Consider the following 19911-nt stretch of genomic DNA (forward strand, 5'->3'; position numbering starts at 1 on the left):
ATTATTTTCTTGAGTTAATAGATCCTTTTATTTCGTGCAGCATGCCGGTGAACTCGCTAAGGCTTTGATTAAATTCCCCAACTACTTTGGTAAAGCTGTTGGTCATATATTTCCACATCATTACCATGCCTACAATACATAGGAAGAGCAGCACGGTTAAAATACCAATGAGGAAATCGTATTTAAAAGCTTCTGAAATGGCGGTGCCTGTTACATTGTCCATACGTGAATTTTTGGGCTTTGGTTATGGTAATTTTTTATGGTTGAGTTATTTGTTATAGTACAAGTGTGCGACGCAAGTAAAGCCTAACATTTATTCTTCTGCCTGGCTAAAAACCATATATGCCACCCCTGGTGGTGTTTGGGTTTACTACCAAACTTGGATCAACAGGTGCCACATAATAGCTGCTTGTTTTGTAGCTGGCAAAAATGGTATCGCTTGCATTTGTGTCCAGGTATTCTTTTAGCCTTAACAGGTATCGATCACCATCTTTTTCCGCACTATCACGAATCATTAACCTGTCGCTATTGTCGCTTTGTTTCTCATCTGGCTTAACCAAATTACTGGTGCCGCCACTGCCCAATCTTGTATAAAAACCGTTGCTGCTTAGCTTAACTGGCATTTTTTCTACTGCGGTTTTTATGGTGTAATTGGCCACTGCATTTTTTATTAATTCAATGGCAATTTTATCCTCTTCAGTGGGGGCAGTTTTGTTTTTTAACTCCGTATAAAAATCATCGCCAATGGTGGGCTTTAGGTACATGTTTTCTACCTGCTTTATCCAGGGGCGTAAATCTTTGAAGCAGCGGTGCGGCTGCTCTAACACATAGTAATTGCTAAACTCCTCACCTGTTTTAAAAATAATATCAAACTTTCCGGGCATTTGCCAGTTGAGTGTGCTAGTATTGGCATATAAATATGCCAACAGGTTTTCCAGCGCAAAGCAGCCCTTATCTTCCAGTGCATCCCGCAGGGCTTCAAACTCCCAATGGTGCAGGGGTTGCATATTATCGCTGCTAAATGTACCTGCACCACGGTCGGTTATTTGGCTTTGAATATTGGGCAAATCAAGCCAGTAAGCCAAAGGCGCCAATGCTGCCCGTACTTTTTTTAGCAGGGTGGTAAATGTGGCATTGGTAGGGGTTGCCACCAAACGGTTGTACAGGTTACTGCCCAATACTGGTTCAATAAAACGCAGCTCACCGGCTTCCATATCGGCCAACTGACTGTCGTTATTAATAAACATAACCTTTACGCCGTTGGCCCTAACTGTATTTATGTCTGTAATTAATGCCATGGTTATATAGTTAATGGCTGTGTGCTACCGCCTGTGTCTAATGTGGTTAAGACGCTGCTGCTGTACCTGAATACCAGCCTTGGGGTTATGGTTCGGGCTGCACCTGTACCACTAACCGGGAATATTTGTCTGGATGTTTGCAAACGGGTGTCCCAGCTGTTAAAACGTTTAATCAGGTTATACACCTTCAGGTTGTTTTGCCTTTCTGGATTAAGCAGCATGAGCAGTACAAGAGTGGCTTCGCGAATATCGCTGCCACTACCTGCACCACCGCTGGCACCATCCCCTAATAAGTTACCACCCCAAATTGCAGGGTTAAAAAACATGCTGAATAATATCTGTTTATCGGCAGCTGCACTATCTGGCAGCATTTTGCCATCCTTCATTTTATCGTCTAATACGGTAATGGTAATATCATCTACCATGCTTTGGCTTAATACATCATAGTAGCGGCCGGCCATTATACTTTTGCCGCTTTTTTCCTCGCCCATCAAAAATTCGTTTACCTCGTTGTACTTGGTATCAATTATTTCCTGCCGCTTTTCCGGACTATAACTATCCCATTTGCGGTGTACCCTTTTAAAATAGGTTTCCGATACTATGATGAGGTATTTAACCGTCATCTGGTTTTTGTTAATGGCGTTTTTAATACTCGGTACGCTGCGGGTAATATCTACCCAGGCTTTGGCGCTGCGGTGCAGGGGTTGAGGGTAGTAGTTATGGCCATTAATTAAAATGCGGTGTAACATGGCAAACTCATAGCCACTGCCCGATTGTACCAGTTGATCATGCTCATAGCCTTCTATCAGCAATGGCACTTTTTTAACCTTATCGCCATCTGCAGTGGTAGGGGCTAAACTCCAATCGCCACACAGGTACATATTATTTATATTGCCACTGGTATCTTTCTTTTGCAGCCTGGCCATGGCAATATCTGTGGCTTTAATGCGGTTAATGCGGTTACGGGCACCGTTTAACATTAACTGTGTGGCTCCCCAGCCATAGCCCAGCATATTATAATGGTTTAGATAGCCATGCGTAAAGCTGTCGTTGGCTTCCAGAAAATCATTTATCTCACTATCACTAACCCATTCCAAATGTTCAGTGCCATCTACATCCTTATCCATCAGCAGGTAAGCATCAATGCCACGGCCCATGGCAAGTCGGCTTTCGGTTTGTACCGCTGCACTTAGTACGCCGCAATGTTTAATATCATCGGCAATGGCAATGGGCTCCATATTGTTATCGCCCCATAAGCTCCATTCGCTGCTAATTAGTTCAGGACCAGGTTTGCCGGTGGTAAATTTCTTTTTATCGGTTACTGCATCTGTATAGAAGGCCGCTTTGGTAGTAACACCATAACCAATACCGTCTTTTATAATTACGTTATTACTCATTTACATTACTACTTTATTGTTAAAGCGGCGCACCAGCCGCAAATGAATTTTAACCAAATTGCCATCGGGCAGTATGGTTATGTTGCGGGTACTGTTTTGCCAATGTTTGGGGTTACGTTTATGGCGGCTGGTTTCCATGGGGCCGCCGCTGGCAATACCATTATGGGTGGGGGCTTTTTCTTTGTAAGCTTCCTTATATTCCAGCCACTCGCCACCTGTATTCAATTGGGTATTGCAGGTTCTAAAGCCAATACTAAAAGTTTGGCCCGTATCCATCGCCTGCACCATTTGTTTTAGTGTAATTGTTTCCGGTATCATTGCACATGCAAAATACCTTTCATATACGGGCGGGTAAAGGACAGTGTAAACCGATTTTACAATTGTGCGGATAGCAGAAATTGAAGATTATTTTTTTGCCGGGCAGGGGAATGGGGTTGGAGCTTTACTTGCGTCGCACTCTTGTGCGGGGGAATATTATTCAACTGTCTATAGAAAACCCCATCATGCTATGCATAACAGGGTTTACATTAATCCCTTAGGATTGGTTTTGATGTATTTTAAAGCTATTCAAATATAAATATGGTATTTTTAATTTCCTCAAGCAGCAATTTAAAATGAAAAGGTTTCATTTTGTTGCATACCATATTTATGTCCGATTCATGAAATGAATAAATTAAATAAGTACGTATTTGAGAATTGGGCTTTAAACTTCCTTCAAACATAGTATCGTCACAAGAAAATGTATACCGGTCTTTATGCAGTGTTGACGATAGCATTACACCAGTATAATGGTTTTCGTACCCACTTGATTTATTTTTACTGATAATTAAAACCGGATGAGTAATTTTTTGCCCTTTAGGCGAGCTTACCGGATCAGTTAAATAAACAACATCTCTTTGATTATATGGCATATGGTTTTGAATGCTTTGATAATGACTTAAAAGAAATTATGGATGCAATTCTATGCAATTCTTTATCTGAAGCAGGAATTGGATTTTCATTAAAAAGGATATGTCTTAAATGGTTTTCTACACTGTACAAATCTTCCAAAATACCTTGTGATAATTTTTTATTTTCTTCATTATCAAAAAAATTGGACTTCTCGAAAGAGGCGTAAATTTTATTGAATTTTTTTATTGCCTTTTCAATAGTTATGTAATCATTTGCAAGTTCTTCCTTCTGGATTTGGGGGATTATACTTTTTATAAATTCAACCCTATTGCGCAGCCTATTAAGGTCTTTGTTTACATAATCAATAAATCCAGAGAGTAAGGTTGTATCACTAAATATTTTTTTTACTGAGGCTAAAACATTCAATACTATTAGCTTTAAATCAAACAAGCAATTGCTGGGATAGGGGTCTATATTTTGTTTGAATGCGTATACCATTGGATAGTTATAATGGCTGCTATTGATTGCGATTATATTAAATAGATTTGCAAGACTAAATAAAAAAGTAAAAAACAAACCGCTTATATAATATAATAAGGGATTTATATACTTTTTTTAAGGTAATATATTGGATTGTTACAACTTGGAAATGAGATTAAAAGTATATGCATTATTGGCATAGCTTACTAATTTGGGGTGATAATAAATAGTAATTTGGCTGACTGTTAAAAACCATTAACTTTCATGCAATAACTATACCAAAAAGGATAATGGTTACAATATATTAGAAATTTATTTATTCAAATCCTTTTTCCACCCTATTTCTAACCAGGCTATAGAAATATATTTTATTTAGCAAGGACGTTACCAAGATACTGCTATCTAACATCAATTCTTTAATCTCCTCATTTTTTTTAGCAATCAATTCATCGCAAAATAATAATGCACCATCCTGCCCTTTCTTTTGAATTAAGATGGAAGCAATTTCATCTACATTAAATCCATAGTCCGGATGTTTTATGGAGGATATATTTTCCATCTTAATAATTTTTATATTGGTTTTATTCGTGTTGCGTATTCCCTTTTTCCGCCCATTTCATTTCCTGCTTAATAATATAACCAGCCTTTTGCAGGTGCGCAATTTTCTTATCCAAAGAAATATTGTTTAGCCCGGCACGCATGTCGCTGCGCATTTTACCTACTGTACCTTTAGTTAAACCCAATATACGAAAAATTCCACGGGTATTAATCATTTGCTCAAAGGCTTCGTTTGTTGTCATTGTGGGTGCGTAAGTAGTGTTTGGTAAAGGCGATGGCTTTTTTGTATAGTGCTTCCTTTTTACCTTCCTCAATAGGTTCCAGAAAAAGAATATTGGTTAAAGCAAAAGTACTTGTATTTATTTGTGCAGTAAATACTGGCGGCTTTTTGCGGTAAACAACTGTAATGCCATCATGATTGATTAATTTATGTACAGATTCTTTATCCATAACGGTTGGCAGTTTTACGTGTGGCTCACTTTTGAGTTATGAAGTTAGCGAAAGTTTTATTATATACAAACAAAAAATGCTACCCAAAAGGGCAGCATTGCGTTGTATTAGCAGCAACCATACAATACAGTTAACAGTTGCTGCAGTTTTTTTAGTTTTTCAATTTGCTTCATAATCTGATTTCTCATAGGCAGATCATGTTCGTTTGCTAATTGATACGTAAGGGTTAGGGTTAGTTGTTCAATAAAAGAAATAGAGGAAGCCAAATCATTGTCTTCATCGAACTGCCAGACAGATAATAAGACAAATTCACTTGTGATTTTGTCCGGCTTTTTGTCAAACAGTGGTGTTAGTTCTTTTACTAAAGTTGCAATAGTATTCCTGTGTTCAGGGCCATCGCTTCTCTTCAGGTACTTCACTAATTCCATGGTAGTCTTCGGGTTTGATTTGAGCGCTTAATTTACTAAAATCTTATTTGTTTAGTAATTAAATACAATTATGGCGATAGTATTAAACAAAATTTTAATCAATGAAAACCAGCGTTGTTTTGAATTCTTGCCTTTTGGCTTTGGGCATCTTCCAGTTTAGTTAATTTGAAATTCACGTATGGCGCTACTGGATTTTCTAACCTTTTTAGTACGGCCCGCATAAGTGCTTTTGTTTCCTCATCGCTGTTATTAATGATTACCGGCTGCCCATTGCCACCGTTGCCATTGGTACCGGGAGTAATACCACCTTCGGCAAATTTTAAATTGCTGTAGCTGCTATTGATGCGGCTATAATCTACCGCCTGGTAGGGGCGGCGTTTATAGCTGGGGGTAACGATGGCGCTTGTATCCCAGGTTACACCGCCATACATACCGTTTAAGCTGCTTGTAATTTGGCTGGGTGTACCGGTAACCGTGTACATGCGGTTACTGCGCATGGCACTTTTTTTAATTACGCCCTCATCGCCTTCAAATTCTACATGACGGCCATTTACATTCCTTTTTATTCCGTTTGCCTCGTGGCTGGGGCCTTCTAATTTACCACCCAATGCATATTTTTTTGAAGCTATGGTCGCTATTTCTGCACCAACGGTGGCCAATGTAAATGCAAAAGCTGCTATACCTGCAAAGTTGGGCGGTATGGGTGCGCCAAATTGTTTGATGGTAGCAAGTACGGCCTGGGCACCATTGATACCGGCATTAATTAATTCCAGTTTCTTTTGCCTTTCAAACTGCTTTTTTTGTAAGGCTTCTTTTTTGGCGTCTGCATCTTTATCCAGCCTATCTATCTGCTGATTGTATTGCTGCTGGGTAATTAGTTTGGTATCGAGTAATTTTTTATATGCTTGCTTTTCTACATCATTGCTTTTAAGCTGTTTGTATAAAGCAGAATTTTCTTTACTGGTTTTTGCCTGGTTAAACTTATCTGCAATATTTACCGCTTCCTGAAAATAACTGAGGGCATTACTGATGTTATCCAGTTCCTCATTTAATGATTCCTGTTCTGCCTGGCTGCGTTGATGCCTGTATTTTTCTCGGATTACTTCCTTTTCACTTTCAAGTAATTCAGTATTGCTTAATTCTTTCTGTTCGGCTGCATCCAAATTACCTATAGTGGCATTTAGTTTTTCTTTGCGGTTGCCGTTTAGTAATGCTAAGGCACGTTTCGCTGCGGCATTGCGTTCATCTTCGCTGAGCGACTTTAAGAACCTTCCCATCGATGCTTTTAACAGGGCAATATCTTCCTCCTGTATTTCAGGCACCACATCTACCACTACCGGGTTATCCTTTGCTTTGCTACCTAGCTTTTCGTTAAGGTCAATTATCTTCTGCTCGGTGGTTTTTTGTAGTTGGTCTAAGGCTTTGGTAAGCGCTTCACCTGCAAACTTTTCTCTGAATAGTTTTTCATCTTCTGCCTTTTGCTGGAAGATCTGTTGAAAAGCATATGCATAATCTGATTGAGAGAGTTTGCTAAATTCTTCGGAAAGGGCTTTTAAACGGGATAAAGCTTTTTCCAGTTCCTGATCTTTTTTAGCATTGCCTTCTATTGTTTGAGATAGTGAAGCTGCATCTGCTTTTTGTTGGTTTTTTAATTGTTCCTCAGTAGATTTTTTTGCTGCATCTATCTGCTCCTGCAACTGATCACCGTTCAACCGCTTTACCTCAGCACTATAACCTAACTGCTGCGATAATAATTCCCGGTATAAATCCTGCTTTTGTTTTATTTCTGCCTCGGTTGCTTTTCTTTGGAATGTGGTGCCACCAGTTTTACCATCACCGGACTCCTTTACAGTAACCAGGAATGACCCTGTATTCGCAATTTGATCAATCTGCTTTTTGGTTATAGCCAACCTTTGTTCAATCTCTGAAAGTTTGCTGTTATTTTCCTGAATAGCAGAGGCATTGGTGACTTTTAAACGGGCTTTTTCTGCATCAATAAATTCACGGACCCTTCCGGTATTGATGGCAATTACGTTGCCATATTTATCAAACTCACTGGCTGCAGATGGTAGGATAGAAGTAACACTGGCGATGATCTTTTTTAATTCGCCCTGCTCGGTGGCATTTAAATTGGTTTTTGATTTAAGGGTATCGTACCTGTCCAGCAATGGGTTTATATTTTTCTCCAGGTTATTTACGCTGGTCTGCTGTTCATCAAAACGTTCAGTGGCAGTTTTGGTACTGCTAGCCATATCTACCAAACTACCGGTAATACTTGCCAGTATATTTGAAAGTACACTATTGGCAAATAATGAATTGATAATTTTACCCAGCTTTTCTAAGTTGGCCGCAAGGTTTTCGTTCTTTAAATTAAACTCCTGCGTTAAGCTGTTTTGGTTGGTAAGTGCTTCGCTGGCAAGGCTTACCTTGCTGGTTAATAGCTCCTGATTTTTACTCAGCTTACTCAATACCTCACCGGCACCAGTGCCATCAGCATCAAGCTCTTTTAATATTCTGGCAAAAGCCACATTGCTGCTGCCTGCTTTACCTGCACCTTCTGCTACCTTGCTAAATGCTTGTAGCATATTGGTATTAACCAGGTTGGTAAATTCTTTTATAGGTACGCCTGCTACCTTGGCAAACTTCTCTGGTTCAACCGCAATTTTTTGCAGTATTTTGGTAAAGGCAGTAGAGCCACGCTCAACCTCAATACCCAATTCTTGAAAAGTTGCTGCAGTACCCAATATTTCGCCACTGCTTAATTTAAATGTGCCGGCAACACCAGCCATTCGGTTGGCAATATCCACTACAACTGGAGCCGTTGCCAAACCATTTGCACCCAATACGTTTAAGGCATTACCAATATTGGCAACATCGGTGCCATAATCACCGGTTTTTATATCCTGTAAGTTGTTACGAAGTACACTTAAGGTAGTGGTAATTTCTTTGGCACCACCACCAAATTCATCACCCAGGGCCACTACAATTTTATCAATGGCCGCAACATTGGCAGCGGTGGCAGCTTCGCCTATTTGCCCCAGGCCAATAGCAATTTCTCTTAAATTGGCAGTGCTTGTACGGGTATCTATTTTACCTAACTGGCTATTTAAACTGGCTACCTGCGCGGCAGTTAAGCCGGTAGTTTTTTGTACATCTGCCAAGCTATCACTTAGTTTGGCATTGCCACTTACAATACCAGATAAATAGCTGCCAATTGCAGCGACTGCTGCTTGAACTGTATTTCCAATTAATACACCAAACGCCACGGTTTTTGCTTGCTGAAACCAATTGCTTTGGGCTTTATCTACGCCATTAATGGCGGTTTTCATACGGTCTAACTCGGCAGATGATTCTCTGAATTTTTTAAACTTTTCTGCATATCCGGGTGCATCTTCACTCATTTGCCTTAGCTGATTACGTAAGGCATTTACCAATCTTTCCTGTTGGGTAAATGAGGGTCGAAGGCCCTTATCAATACTATCTTGAATTTTCTTTTGAGCTTCTGCAGTTTCGCGAAGTGTTTTATTATAGCCATTAACTTTAGTGCTCAGCTGGTCATAGCGCTCCTGTAGTTTGGTAATGCTGCCACCGGCAGCACTGGTATCTTCAATTTGCTTTTTAAGTTTCTCCTGTTCCTTACGGGCATTTTCAATTTTTTTGCTAAAGCCATCTGCTTTAAACTGTAAATTTTCTAATGCAGTTACCGCTGCGGTTTGATCAATATATATACTTACCGTTTTGCTGCTAATGTTACCCATTTGCTATTTGATTTTTAGGGCATTAATAATTAGGGTGCCTTGGCCATCGGCCACTATATCTCTTAATTCATCAATATTGGCATCTATTACGGGGTCAATGAATTCTTTAGCCGTGCGTGGGTTATTTATGCCATGGCCACGGCTTACGCCTTTGTGTAGAAATACACCACTTTTTGGCATTTTATAACCAATACGACTGGCTAACCCGTTTTTCTTGCTTACGGTATTTCTTATGGCTTTGCTTAATGGTACCGGGTTTGTGGAATAGGGGTAGTGTTTTATGTATAGGGCATTAATTTGGTCTACAACTTTTTGCTGCGTATTATCTGCCCAAATTTCAACATCGGTATTAAGGGCTTCTATGTCTTTTTGTTCAAACATATTTTGTTGGGCTTTAGGTGAACGTACAAGAGTGCGACGCAAGAATGTATAATGGATAGGTGCAACTGGTATAAAAAAGCCCCGCTACGCATGCAGCGTTCGGGGCTTTCATTTTTACAACTCACACTTAATTTTTAGGATCTTCTTTTTCTTTTTTACCTGGTTCAGGTTTTGGTGCTGGAGCGGCTTTTAGTTTTATCTGGTTATCGCCAGTTTGTATTAAAAGCTCTGCCACTTCGGGAGTTATATTGCTTAACTTTCCACTAAACTTACCTGGCAGGGTAATGTTTTTGTCTTTATCAAATACAGCCTCGTATTTGGCAGCTACCAGATTGTTATTAAATTGTACCATGGGTATTTTATTTACCTGTTTTTAAATTGGGTTTACTCAGCAGGCTTATCAGTTACTGCACCGCTATAAAAATACTTATGGCCAATAATGGTACCGGTAATTTTATATACCTTTTTAAGACCGTCTTTGGTGGTTTTACCATCAAATTCCAGCTTAATGGTTGGCTGCACACAGTCATCGCCAAACTGTACGTAATCAGTAGCATTAATGCAATCTGCATCTTTTACCAGATACATACATTGATCATTTAATTGCTTTTCCAATTCTTCCATTAGTACAGCTCCATCTCCAATTATTTCACCTTCAAAAGTATGTTGCAGGCTGCTGGCGCCATCATCGCCAATGGTGGTCGATTTGGCAGTTACTGAATGTTGTTTACACAGCAAATCAATAAAACCATCATCTACACCAAAAGTATGTGCTGTGCTGATTTTCTTAGTATCGCCCAGCGCTGTGGTACCAACGGTTGGAGCGATGGTTAAAAAGGTATCAATTGGTGCAAATTTGATGAGGGGTTTGTAACCACCATCAGCATTTTTTACATCTCCTTTTCCGTAAGCCTTATAAAGGTTTGACATTGTAGTTTTTTTAAGCGTTTAAGGTGTATGTTTTACCTGTGTTTAGCAGGCTTATAATGCAATTAACATGCTGCTGTTGGCAGCTACCAGTTGCTTTTGCAATTCCACGTTACTGCAAATATCCTCCGCAGTTACACGTTGCTTGTTAAGCGTTACGACCGGCCATTTAAAACCGTATTTGGCACCATCCAGTTCAAAAGAAAAATCACCGGCTTTTATTGGGGCTTTTTCTTTGGCTGGGGCATTAGCAGGTGTTGCAGTAAGCTTTTCAATTTCGCTCTGCAGGTCATCGTTAATGGCCAATGCTTCCTGTAGTTTGGCAGCTAATTCCTCATTGGATTTTTCTACATCAGCTGACTTTGCAGTTAATGCTTCGAAAGCACTATTGGCAGCTTCCAATTTGGCATTTGCTATGCCTAATTGCTCATTAGCCTGGGCCAAGTTTCCAAGTGCTTCCTGTAATTCCTCCTCTATGGTTTTCTTTGCCATAAAAATATTTTTGTGATGTGGAATGATTTTTATTTAAACCCCGCTGCACGAAGCAGCAGGGTTATGTATGAATGGGAGAACTGCTGTTAAGCTAAATCCTGATCGTTATGGAAGATAAACTCCGGTACTTCGAAGTTTAATACTTCCCACCAATCTGTGTAGGCACTTACCACACGCGGAGCGTATTGTTTTACCTGCATGGTATCAGCCAAAGAAGCTTTCTTCATTGGGCGAATACGGTTTGCGGCAATGGTGGCCCACATTAATTCGCTGCTGCCATGAGATTCCAGACCTACCACTTTCATGTTAGGGAAATCTTCTACAGTAATCAAATCAGGTGCCTGGGCATAATTCATATTGTATTTTGCACGCTTGCCTTGCTTGTAACGCAATTCAAGATCAGCGCTCATAAAGATGAAGTCAATCTTTTTGCGAAATACATGCGGCATAGATGCGGCAAAATCTTCTACCTGAGTACAGAAATCTGCGGCATCTGCGGCAGCTGCACCGGTAACAATTGGGCCATTACCTAAATTGGTACGGCTATCCGTATTATAGCCTTTGATGATTTTTTTCAAACCATCCATAGCAGTACTTACATCGCCTGCAGTACCAGGTGTTGGATCAGCATGTACACCATCGAAGTACTCATTTAAGTCCAGGTCTTCATCTTTCTTTGGCATTACATGGTTCATTAACCACCAGCGTACAAATGGCCAGTTGGCACGGTCTGCATCAGGTACTGATGTTAAGAAACCAAGGTAGGTAGCTTCCAGATCGTCAGGAGTTTCCTGAAGATCTATTTTAAGCTTAAACAAGTCGAACTTGTTAGGCTTAAAAGTTAAGGTACCAATAGGGGTAAAGGCTTTTTGATAAGGCTGTACCACCCTGTTTAAAGAAGAATATGTTCCACGCCATTGAGTATCTTCAGTTGGGCGCAACTGAAAATATGCTGCTGTTTGAGATGCCTGATAAATAGCGTTTCTCAATGTTAAGAAATTGTCGCCACCAGCTTTGTAATAGCTACCAAACTGGCTTACCACATCTGTTACTACTATTGACATGTTTTAAGAATTTTAATGGGTTATGGGTTTATTTTATGATTGTTTGTTTGTAAAAAAAAGTTTAGGGTTGAAGCTATACTTTGCTGAAGAGTTCTCTTTGGAAAGCCATTGAACTGGCATCTTCTACATCTTCAGTATCAATATCATCCTTCTCACTATCTGCACCGGTAAAGCCTTTTTTACCATCGCCTTTTTCAAGGGCTTCTACCTTGCCGGTTAGGGTTGCAATGGTGGTACCGCTTACAATGGCTGCTTGTTTTAAAGTGGCAATTTCTTCCTGCAACTGCACGTTTAATGTGTTGGCTGCAGCAAGATCTTCTGTTGCCTTGATTAACTGTCCACCATTGGCTTCCACATCTGCGGTTAGCTGTTGATTGGCAGCAGTTAAAGCGGTAACAGCGGCGGCATTGGTTTCGGCTGTAGTTAAAGCAGCTTCAATGCGGTTTAGGTTTTCTTCGCTCATTGCAAAGCCTTCATCTGTAACAGCAAAGGATTCAGCCTGTGCTATTTCCAACATTTTATTAAATGCCATTGGTATCGATTTAAATTGATAAATTTTAATGAGGGAGTTGGTACGTTGTACCAATTGAGTATAATTCTTTACGCCATCAATAAGGCCTAAGGCAAGCGCATCCTGTGCGTAATACATTTTACCGGTTGCCCAATCTGTGCCTTTTATTTTACCAGCACGGCCTTGTTTTACTGCATCAATAAAGGCATTGGCTATAAAGTCAAGCTTTTCCTGTAGCGGTGCCTCGTTGCCTTTTATGGCTTCTTTATAAGTAGCATTTTTATCTTCGCTTAAAGTGCTGTATACATCTGTAACAGGTAATCCCAAGCTGGCATAATAAGCGTTCCAATCAGCAATAGTGCAGTATACACCTATGCTGCCTACTTCATCAGTTGGCTGGCCTACATATACTTCAGTACATTGGCTAATGCACCAATATGCTGCACTGGCACTCATGCCATCATCTATAAATCCAACAACAGGTTTAACTGTAGTACAATTGCGAATGGCATCGCCTAATGTAGCGGTGCCATCTACCTGCCCACCAGGGCTATCTATGTCAATGATCACTGCGGCAACATTGGGTGCTTCTCTTAAAGCATCCATCAGAATAGCATAATCGCACATGCCCCAGCTGCACCAATCGCCATCTTTCATCATGGGGCCAACAATATCTACATTAGCAATAGCGCCAAAAGGTATTTCAGCCACTTTGGTACGTGGGCAAACCTCGTACACATTTACTGTGCTGGGTACTAATTCAGGGCTATCATCTTCCTCCTCATCATCATTTTCGCTACTGCCCATAATAAGGGCACCGGCTTGTGCATTGCCTTGTAAAAAGCTATGTACTAAAGGCATGTGGCTTTGCGCCCAACCTTTATCTATTAGCCAGTTACCTCGTAATATTGCCGATACCTTTTTGAAACTCATAGTGTAAAATTGATCTATTACATATGCCTGTGAAAGGACAGTGATTAGTCTAATCAACTTCGCCTGAGTGAATATAGAGTTGGCACCCATACACCGCCGCTACTTACAAACTGTATTTTATAGGCTTTATAATTTATCCTTGCCGGTATTGCAAATAGTAGTGTTTGATCTGTTGCTACATTGGTTACCGTTAAACTATCCAGTTTTGTAGAGTTGGTACCATCCGGAAAAATGCCATATACGTATCCCTTGCCTGCGGGTGTGCCACTGGTTTTTACTGCTTTTAATTCAAGGCTTACATAGCTGGCATCCGGGCTTACTACAACATAAGCAGTATCAGTGCTGCTTAGTGAGCTTTTACTTAGCGTAACAGTTTTAATTAACTGTGCATGGCTGGTTGTAGCCGTTAGGCTAAACGCCAACGTAAAGCTTAATAATAAGGCAATTGCAAATAATTTTTTCATGGTGAAAATTTTGATGTTCTTTTTATTGTGATACAAATTTTATCTGATTCATGCAGGTGATAAAGGACAGTGAAAGGGCAGTGTAAACCCGTTGTGTTTTTTATGCTGATTTGTGCTGTTACATGACTACATGCTTATGGCCTACCACTGCCCCTTTTTTATTTGGTAGTTTCTGTAAATGCAATGCCGCTGGCACGTATAGTTTTATCTAGGTTAAAAAGGCTTCGGGCACCGGCCATATTACTATCGCCACTAAACCAACTGCAATAAAATGTATTGGTAGTTTTAAAGGTGTTTACCGTGGCGGATACATAGCTGCTATCATCGCTGTTGCGTATGCAGGTTTCGTTGGTAATGCAGGGTTTGCCCGTGTACATTTCCAAATAGCTTTTTACTTGCGGCCAAACGGTCTGCGAGGTGATGCCTTTTTTAGGATCAATATAGTGGTGAACATTAATAAAATCGCAGTATTGTTTTACGCCATCAATTACCGTTTGCATGTCTTTCATTTTGGTGCTTGGTGTACCAATTGCCTGCTTTTTTTGGCTGGTGGTAAGCTTTGCATTTGTGGCAAATTCATCTGCTACGGCAACGCCGTAGGTATCGTGTAAAAATTTGTAAGTAAGCTGATACATGGGTGTGCCATATATGCCACCATTGGCAATTTTTAAACCATGCGGGTGCATTACACCGGCTGCGGCTTGCAGCATTTGTACATATTGAGCAGCCGTAAACTTGTTAAAATTTGGGTTTAATTCTTCGTTTTGTAGAATGTACACCGGGCAATTGCCGTATTTGCTATTGGCAACATCTTCCAGGGCGGCGGTATATGCGGACATATTGGGGAAGGTGTTTACACCAGCCATCCAGTTAAGGTTACACAAAAATTTAAAACCATAGCTTTCATAAATATCAAAGCTTTTTTCTGTGCCGTTAAACTGGTTTAGAATAATGTTTTCGCGTACAAATGGTACACCCAATTGCTGGGCCATTAGGGCTTTATCTGTGGTATTAAAATTACCACTGCTATTTACTAATACTCCAAAATTGGTTTGTGCCGTTGCTGCCAGGCTAACCGTAAGCAGCAACATAAAGATGAGTTTTTTCATTGTTTTTATTTAAAGGTTTATTAACCGATCAGTGGGTTCTTATGGCATCGCCGCTTGCGTCGCTCACTTATGCGTTTGGGGCTGTGGGGGCTAATCGCAATCACCTGCTAAAATGTGTGGCATTAAAAATTGAGTTATTGTTGCATTGATAATTACAGGCGAACCAGCTGCCATAGCATAAAAGAAATCAAACGAGTACATATAGTTAATGCCATATGCCGGGCTTTGCTCCAGCGTATCATCACCCAATTCGTTCAGGTAACAAATGTGAGCACCGGTTACTGCATTGCAAATCGCGTTATTAGTAGCATTTACGCTGTAATTAATTGGCTTGGCATAGTTGTTTACACTGTAATCTATTGGCTCATCATTCAGGTTAAACAGATCAATAACAGTATCTACCTTAACGATTTTCTGTGCCGGATTAAATTCCAATTTTAGTACTTTCATTTTGCGCTTGTACTCGGTGTTAGCCAATATGATATTTGGCATATCTATTAGTAGAGCAGGAGTGATTGATAAACTTTCTAAAGTAATTAGTGGCATAGAAATAATTATTAATTGGTTAAAATAATAGAGGTTACTACAATACCTGCACTGGTTGCAGTTGCATTATTTACTATTTTGTAACTAAGAATATCACCTGCAGTTACAGAAAGCGTAGAAGATGTATTACTATATACCCCAGCCGTACTTCCTGCTGCTATTGTTAATGTAAATGACTGGTCGGTTAAACTACCAACTGTGCCTTTTCTTATCGTAAAAACAAGACTTCCACTTGCAGGCTGTGTAGATGCAATGGCTACGTATAAATTTCTAAGTGTGCCTGATTCAGGTACTACCCAAAGTCTGTTATTTTCTGTGGCATTGGTAGCACCACTTGCTTGAATTGCCAGGTAATTTGTAGTGCTTGCCCCAATTGTATTGGTAGTATTAAAACTAGTGCCATAATGCGTTTTAGTGTATTGGGTAATTGCACTCTCCGGAATATTTGAAAGTGTGTTGGCGCTGCCACTTATACTTTTATTTGTAAGTGTTTCAGTACTTGATGGGCTCACATAATCTGTGCCGGCAGTTGCATTGGTAAAACCGCCACTTCCATTTGCTTTTAAAATACTACTTCCACTCGGCTTTACTGCAAAAGTTGCAGTAGCATGTGCTGCACGTTCGTAAGGGCTTAACATACTGGAAGTGTCTGATATACTTAATTTAATTGCTACGGATGTTGTTCTTGCATAAGGGCTAAGCATTGAAGAGGTATCGCTTATGTTTAGTTTACCGTTCCAGTTGGTTATATCGCTGCTGCTTATACCGGCTGCATCGCTGGCGGTAAATAGGGGTTCGGTTTCTGTGGTGCTACCTATAGCTGTCCATGTGAGACCAGTATAATATTCAAATGCTTCTGTTGTAGTATTGTAAATCATTAGCGCATTTGCCGGGCTACTGATGGCATCACGCTGGGCTGTTGTCATGCGAGGTATTAAAAAACCTTTATCTGTTGCATTTAAGTGCAATAATGCTGATGGTTCGTAACCTCTTGCATCTTCATCGTAACCACTTAAAAAATGGCCTCCGCTTGCGGTGCCTGCATCATTTATTAAAAGCTCAGTAATATTTTTTGCGGCTACATCTGTCCATGTAAAAGGGTAATCTTGTGTAAATGCTATATCCTGACTTGCATATCGCGGACCTAAATAAATATCAGCATCAGATCCATAACCGTATGCACTAGGCGAAAATTGTAGCCTAGCTTTTGGCAAACTTCCATCATAATCGCCTGCTTCTAAAGCTGTCATTTCAAAATTTGCAGAACTTATACCCAGATATTGCGTTTTGATATTTAATGAACCTGAGTAGGTTGCATCGTCTGGGTTGCCTATATCTGTATTGCCTGAATGCAAAAGCAAATCAGTTGCAGATTTCAAGGTAATGGCATCTAAATTCTGCATTGTCAAATTATGGCTGTCTCCATCCAAAATTCTATTTCCTGTCAACGTTCCATCGCTATTATAAATATTTGTGCCACTTGGAGCATCAGCCCAATCTGCATTTCCATCTACATCACTTGTTAATACTTTGCCTGCAGCTTCATTGCCAGTGGCAAATCTTAAACTACCTTTTACATGAAAATTAGCTGAAGGGTAACCCGTGCCAATACCCACCTTTTTTACTGTTCCGGTATCGCCCAAAATAATGGAGTTGCTTACACCTGCCTTTGCACCATGGCCAATTAAAATAGCATCTGTAATCACGTCGCTTACAACATCGGTATTATTACCAATAGCAATATTTCCGGTACTATTTACCACCGTTGGCAAAGCTGATTGGCCAATAGCTATATTATTATTGCCTAAGCTGTTTAATAAAGAGTAAGCGCCTATTGCTGTTAGCCCTGTGCCTGTTACATTGTTGAATAAGGTTTGAGAACCAATACCTACATTACCATTAACAGTTGTATTGCTATATAAAGTTGCATGGCCAATTGCCACATTATCTGTACCTGAACTATTGCTTTTTAAACTCTGATCGCCAAATGCAACATTGCTGGTACCGCTGGTATTATTTAATAAGGATTGATAGCCAAATGAAGTATTGGTATGATCTAAATCAATTTGCCCGGCAAGAATACTGTTGGCTTTAAATAATAAACTCTGTGCATCTGTTGTCCCCAGAAAATTGGTTGAAGGATTGGTACCTGCATTACCTTCTAAGGACCATCCGGCATTTGGGTAATTCCAATTGGCATTACCATCGGCATCGCTGGTTAATACTTTTCCGGAGGCTTCGCCACCGGTTTGTATACGTAGATCACCTACCAGGTGCAAGGTTGTGGATGGCTGTGTGGTGCCTATACCAACACGTACCGTTTGGGTTGCGCCATTTTTACCGTTTACACTACCTAATATAAGGCTATTGCTTTGCTCGGCTTTGGCGTAGGCACCTATGGCGGTTGCGCTGTTTAGGTCGTTGCTGCCGGTGGCTTTGTAGCCAAGGTAAGTGCCGTAGTCGCTGCTGATCATTCCGTAACCTGCATTGTAGCCTATGCCGGTGTTGTTGGCGTACGCTGCGCCTGTACTTAAGCTGCTTAAGCTAAATACACCTACTGCGGTGTTATGTGTGGCGGTTGTTATACCTGTTAGGGCATAGGAGCCGAGGGCGGTATTATAATCGCCACTGGTGGTGGCCATTAATGCCTGGTAACCTAACCCTGTATTTTGTATGCCTGTGCTGTTGTTGTGTAGTACTTCGTGGCCTATGGCGGTGTTAGCGCCTGCACTGCCTATGCTGGTGAGTGCATCTACGCCAAAAGATGTGTTGGTGCCAATGGCATCTAACCATCCAGATACTACGTTGTTTACTTTGAAGTACAGGCTTTGCGCATCTGTTGTGCCGATGAAATTGGTACCTGCTGTTGTGCCTGCATTACCGGTGATGCTCCAACCACTTGTTGAGGTGCCGCCGATGGTGGAGTGAATAGTAATATCGAAATATGCACTGCCACGGGAGAAACGAACGGTAGAATCGTTTAGAGCAATTGCCGTATCAATGGCGGGTTTAAACTTGGTTAAGCCGCCACCGGTATTGTACAGAAAGCCTTCTACGCTGCGGGTGGCATTGAAGATTTGTAACTCGTTATTGCCGGTGCCACGGGCTTTGATTTTAGTGGTATCCCCATAAATATAGGTTACCTGTGCGCTGGCTGCATTGGTGATGGCGAAGGCTAATAATAGGGTGGCAAGGGCTTTGGTACTGGCTTTTAAGCTGCTACTTAGGCGAACGCACAAGAGTGCGACGCAAGTAAAGCTGCTATGCAGTGCTGTTGCCGGGTTAATACTTGTTTTTAAGGTTTTGGGCATAGCTTTTTATTTTATTACAATGAAACCCGGTACGCCCGGGGTAAATATGGTGAATTGGGTATTATCGGGTGGGGCAGCATCTACATTAATGGGTACGGTGATGATGATGGGCTCTGCCACATCGCCGGTTTGCCATACCTGTATGGTGGGGAATTGCCCGAATTTGGAAAGGCGCAGGGCCGTCCATTCAAAGGTTTTTTCCAGTTCTGTGTTGAATGTTATGATTTCCACATTGTTGGTATTTGTTTCTATGATGGGTGGGGGCTCTAATGGGCTTTGGCTGAACATTAACAGCGGCAATGCGGGGTTGTGGCTTTGCTTTGTTAAGGTGTAACTATTGCCGGCTGGTTTGGCTACACCCGGGCCGGTGGTAAATTCAGGATCGAACCGAAGGCCGCTTTGCTGATTGCCCAATACCAGGAAAAAACCACCTGCCCGTTGCTGGCCTATTACCACATATTGATGGTAGGGCATATTGCTGCGGGTTATGCGTGCAGCAGGATCATCGCCCGGTTGATAGCCGGATAGTTTTTGATTGTAGAATAAACCAGCGGCATTGCGTTTGATGGGTTCCTCGAACCCAATTTGTGTATTGGGTACGTATACGGGGCCATACCAAACTTTGCCGGTGGCAAGGGTAGGCTCGGAACTTAAGTATTGTGTAACAGGATCGATAGTTGGCCATGCGGCAATATGCTCCCTGGGTGTATACCACCATTTGCAAAAACCACCCTCGAAGGGTAGGCCTTTTTGCATAGTTGTTAAGCCTGCGTAGCCGGTTGAGTACATACTGGTTTATGTGTGTACTGCAAATTGGTGGAAAGAAGTGGGGTAGCGAAGGACAGGGGAAGCGGGTTACCGTTGGGTAATTTTAAAAAAGGAACAATTTTGAGAAGAATTTAAAATGTTGTAA

Annotated in this window: 22 protein-coding genes; all 22 read right to left on the reverse strand. The window is 40.9% G+C overall.

Annotation, left to right across the window (positions count from 1 at the left end; genetic code table 11):
- Nucleotide 1: 1 nt before the first annotated feature.
- The 22 genes from GD597_RS18105 to GD597_RS18210 all read right to left on the reverse strand — a co-directional run bounded on the left by GD597_RS18105 (nt 2) and on the right by GD597_RS18210 (nt 19754).
- Nucleotides 2-223, reverse strand: a complete 222-nt coding sequence (locus tag GD597_RS18105) for a hypothetical protein (protein ID WP_171609317.1) — start codon at nt 221-223, stop codon at nt 2-4.
- A gap of 106 nt (nt 224-329) precedes the next feature.
- The gene (locus GD597_RS18110) at nt 330-1298 is read right to left on the reverse strand and encodes a DUF6712 family protein (RefSeq protein WP_171609318.1); all 969 of its coding nucleotides are present in this window, start codon (nt 1296-1298) and stop codon (nt 330-332) included.
- A gap of 2 nt (nt 1299-1300) precedes the next feature.
- Nucleotides 1301-2695: a hypothetical protein gene (locus GD597_RS18115; protein WP_171609319.1), complete on the reverse strand. Its 1395-nt coding sequence runs from the start codon at nt 2693-2695 to the stop codon at nt 1301-1303.
- A complete protein-coding gene (locus GD597_RS18120; protein WP_171609320.1) occupies nt 2696-3013 on the reverse strand; it encodes a hypothetical protein in 318 nt (105 codons plus the stop codon).
- Between the two features lie 245 nt (nt 3014-3258).
- Nucleotides 3259-3606 (reverse strand): type II toxin-antitoxin system PemK/MazF family toxin, encoded by a 348-nt coding sequence (locus tag GD597_RS18125; protein ID WP_171609321.1) that lies wholly within the window; start codon nt 3604-3606, stop codon nt 3259-3261.
- Nucleotides 3596-4084 (reverse strand): hypothetical protein, encoded by a 489-nt coding sequence (locus tag GD597_RS18130; protein ID WP_171609322.1) that lies wholly within the window; start codon nt 4082-4084, stop codon nt 3596-3598. Before GD597_RS18130 ends, GD597_RS18125 begins: the two co-directional genes overlap by 11 nt.
- A gap of 298 nt (nt 4085-4382) precedes the next feature.
- Nucleotides 4383-4625: a hypothetical protein gene (locus tag GD597_RS18135; RefSeq protein ID WP_171609323.1), complete on the reverse strand. Its 243-nt coding sequence runs from the start codon at nt 4623-4625 to the stop codon at nt 4383-4385.
- 22 nt (nt 4626-4647) lie between these two features.
- Nucleotides 4648-4866, reverse strand: a complete 219-nt coding sequence (locus GD597_RS18140; RefSeq protein ID WP_171609324.1) for a hypothetical protein — start codon at nt 4864-4866, stop codon at nt 4648-4650.
- Nucleotides 4844-5074, reverse strand: a complete 231-nt coding sequence (locus GD597_RS18145) for a hypothetical protein (RefSeq protein WP_171609325.1) — start codon at nt 5072-5074, stop codon at nt 4844-4846. The genes GD597_RS18140 and GD597_RS18145 overlap by 23 nt, the downstream gene beginning before the upstream one ends.
- 107 nt (nt 5075-5181) lie before the next feature.
- Nucleotides 5182-5502 (reverse strand): hypothetical protein, encoded by a 321-nt coding sequence (locus GD597_RS18150; RefSeq protein WP_171609326.1) that lies wholly within the window; start codon nt 5500-5502, stop codon nt 5182-5184.
- Between the two features lie 98 nt (nt 5503-5600).
- Complete coding sequence (locus GD597_RS18155) at nt 5601-9260, reverse strand: phage tail tape measure protein (protein WP_171609327.1); 3660 nt, start codon at nt 9258-9260, stop codon at nt 5601-5603.
- A gap of 3 nt (nt 9261-9263) precedes the next feature.
- A complete protein-coding gene (locus GD597_RS18160; protein WP_171609328.1) occupies nt 9264-9641 on the reverse strand; it encodes a hypothetical protein in 378 nt (125 codons plus the stop codon).
- 127 nt (nt 9642-9768) lie between these two features.
- Nucleotides 9769-9993 (reverse strand): hypothetical protein, encoded by a 225-nt coding sequence (locus tag GD597_RS18165; protein ID WP_171609329.1) that lies wholly within the window; start codon nt 9991-9993, stop codon nt 9769-9771.
- A 32-nt stretch (nt 9994-10025) separates the two neighbouring features.
- Complete coding sequence (locus GD597_RS18170; protein WP_171609330.1) at nt 10026-10571, reverse strand: hypothetical protein; 546 nt, start codon at nt 10569-10571, stop codon at nt 10026-10028.
- Nucleotides 10572-10622: 51 nt separating this feature from the next.
- Nucleotides 10623-11060, reverse strand: coding sequence for a hypothetical protein (locus GD597_RS18175; protein WP_171609331.1), 438 nt, complete (start codon nt 11058-11060; stop codon nt 10623-10625).
- 86 nt (nt 11061-11146) lie between these two features.
- A complete protein-coding gene (locus GD597_RS18180) occupies nt 11147-12124 on the reverse strand; it encodes a hypothetical protein (RefSeq protein ID WP_171609332.1) in 978 nt (325 codons plus the stop codon).
- Nucleotides 12125-12197: 73 nt separating this feature from the next.
- Nucleotides 12198-13568, reverse strand: a complete 1371-nt coding sequence (locus GD597_RS18185) for a S49 family peptidase (RefSeq protein ID WP_171609333.1) — start codon at nt 13566-13568, stop codon at nt 12198-12200.
- 53 nt (nt 13569-13621) lie between these two features.
- Complete coding sequence (locus GD597_RS18190; protein ID WP_171609334.1) at nt 13622-14032, reverse strand: hypothetical protein; 411 nt, start codon at nt 14030-14032, stop codon at nt 13622-13624.
- A 158-nt stretch (nt 14033-14190) separates the two neighbouring features.
- On the reverse strand, nt 14191-15141 hold the full coding sequence (locus GD597_RS18195) for a hypothetical protein (RefSeq protein ID WP_171609335.1): 951 nt from the start codon (nt 15139-15141) through the stop codon (nt 14191-14193).
- 90 nt (nt 15142-15231) lie between these two features.
- Nucleotides 15232-15687: a hypothetical protein gene (locus tag GD597_RS18200; RefSeq protein ID WP_171609336.1), complete on the reverse strand. Its 456-nt coding sequence runs from the start codon at nt 15685-15687 to the stop codon at nt 15232-15234.
- Between the two features lie 11 nt (nt 15688-15698).
- Nucleotides 15699-18998, reverse strand: coding sequence for a beta strand repeat-containing protein (locus tag GD597_RS18205; RefSeq protein WP_171609337.1), 3300 nt, complete (start codon nt 18996-18998; stop codon nt 15699-15701).
- Nucleotides 18999-19004: 6 nt separating this feature from the next.
- The gene (locus GD597_RS18210) at nt 19005-19754 is read right to left on the reverse strand and encodes a hypothetical protein (RefSeq protein ID WP_171609338.1); all 750 of its coding nucleotides are present in this window, start codon (nt 19752-19754) and stop codon (nt 19005-19007) included.
- Nucleotides 19755-19911: the final 157 nt, after the last annotated feature.

The organism is Limnovirga soli, assembly GCF_013106755.1.
GTDB classification, from domain to species: domain Bacteria; phylum Bacteroidota; class Bacteroidia; order Chitinophagales; family Chitinophagaceae; genus Limnovirga; species Limnovirga soli.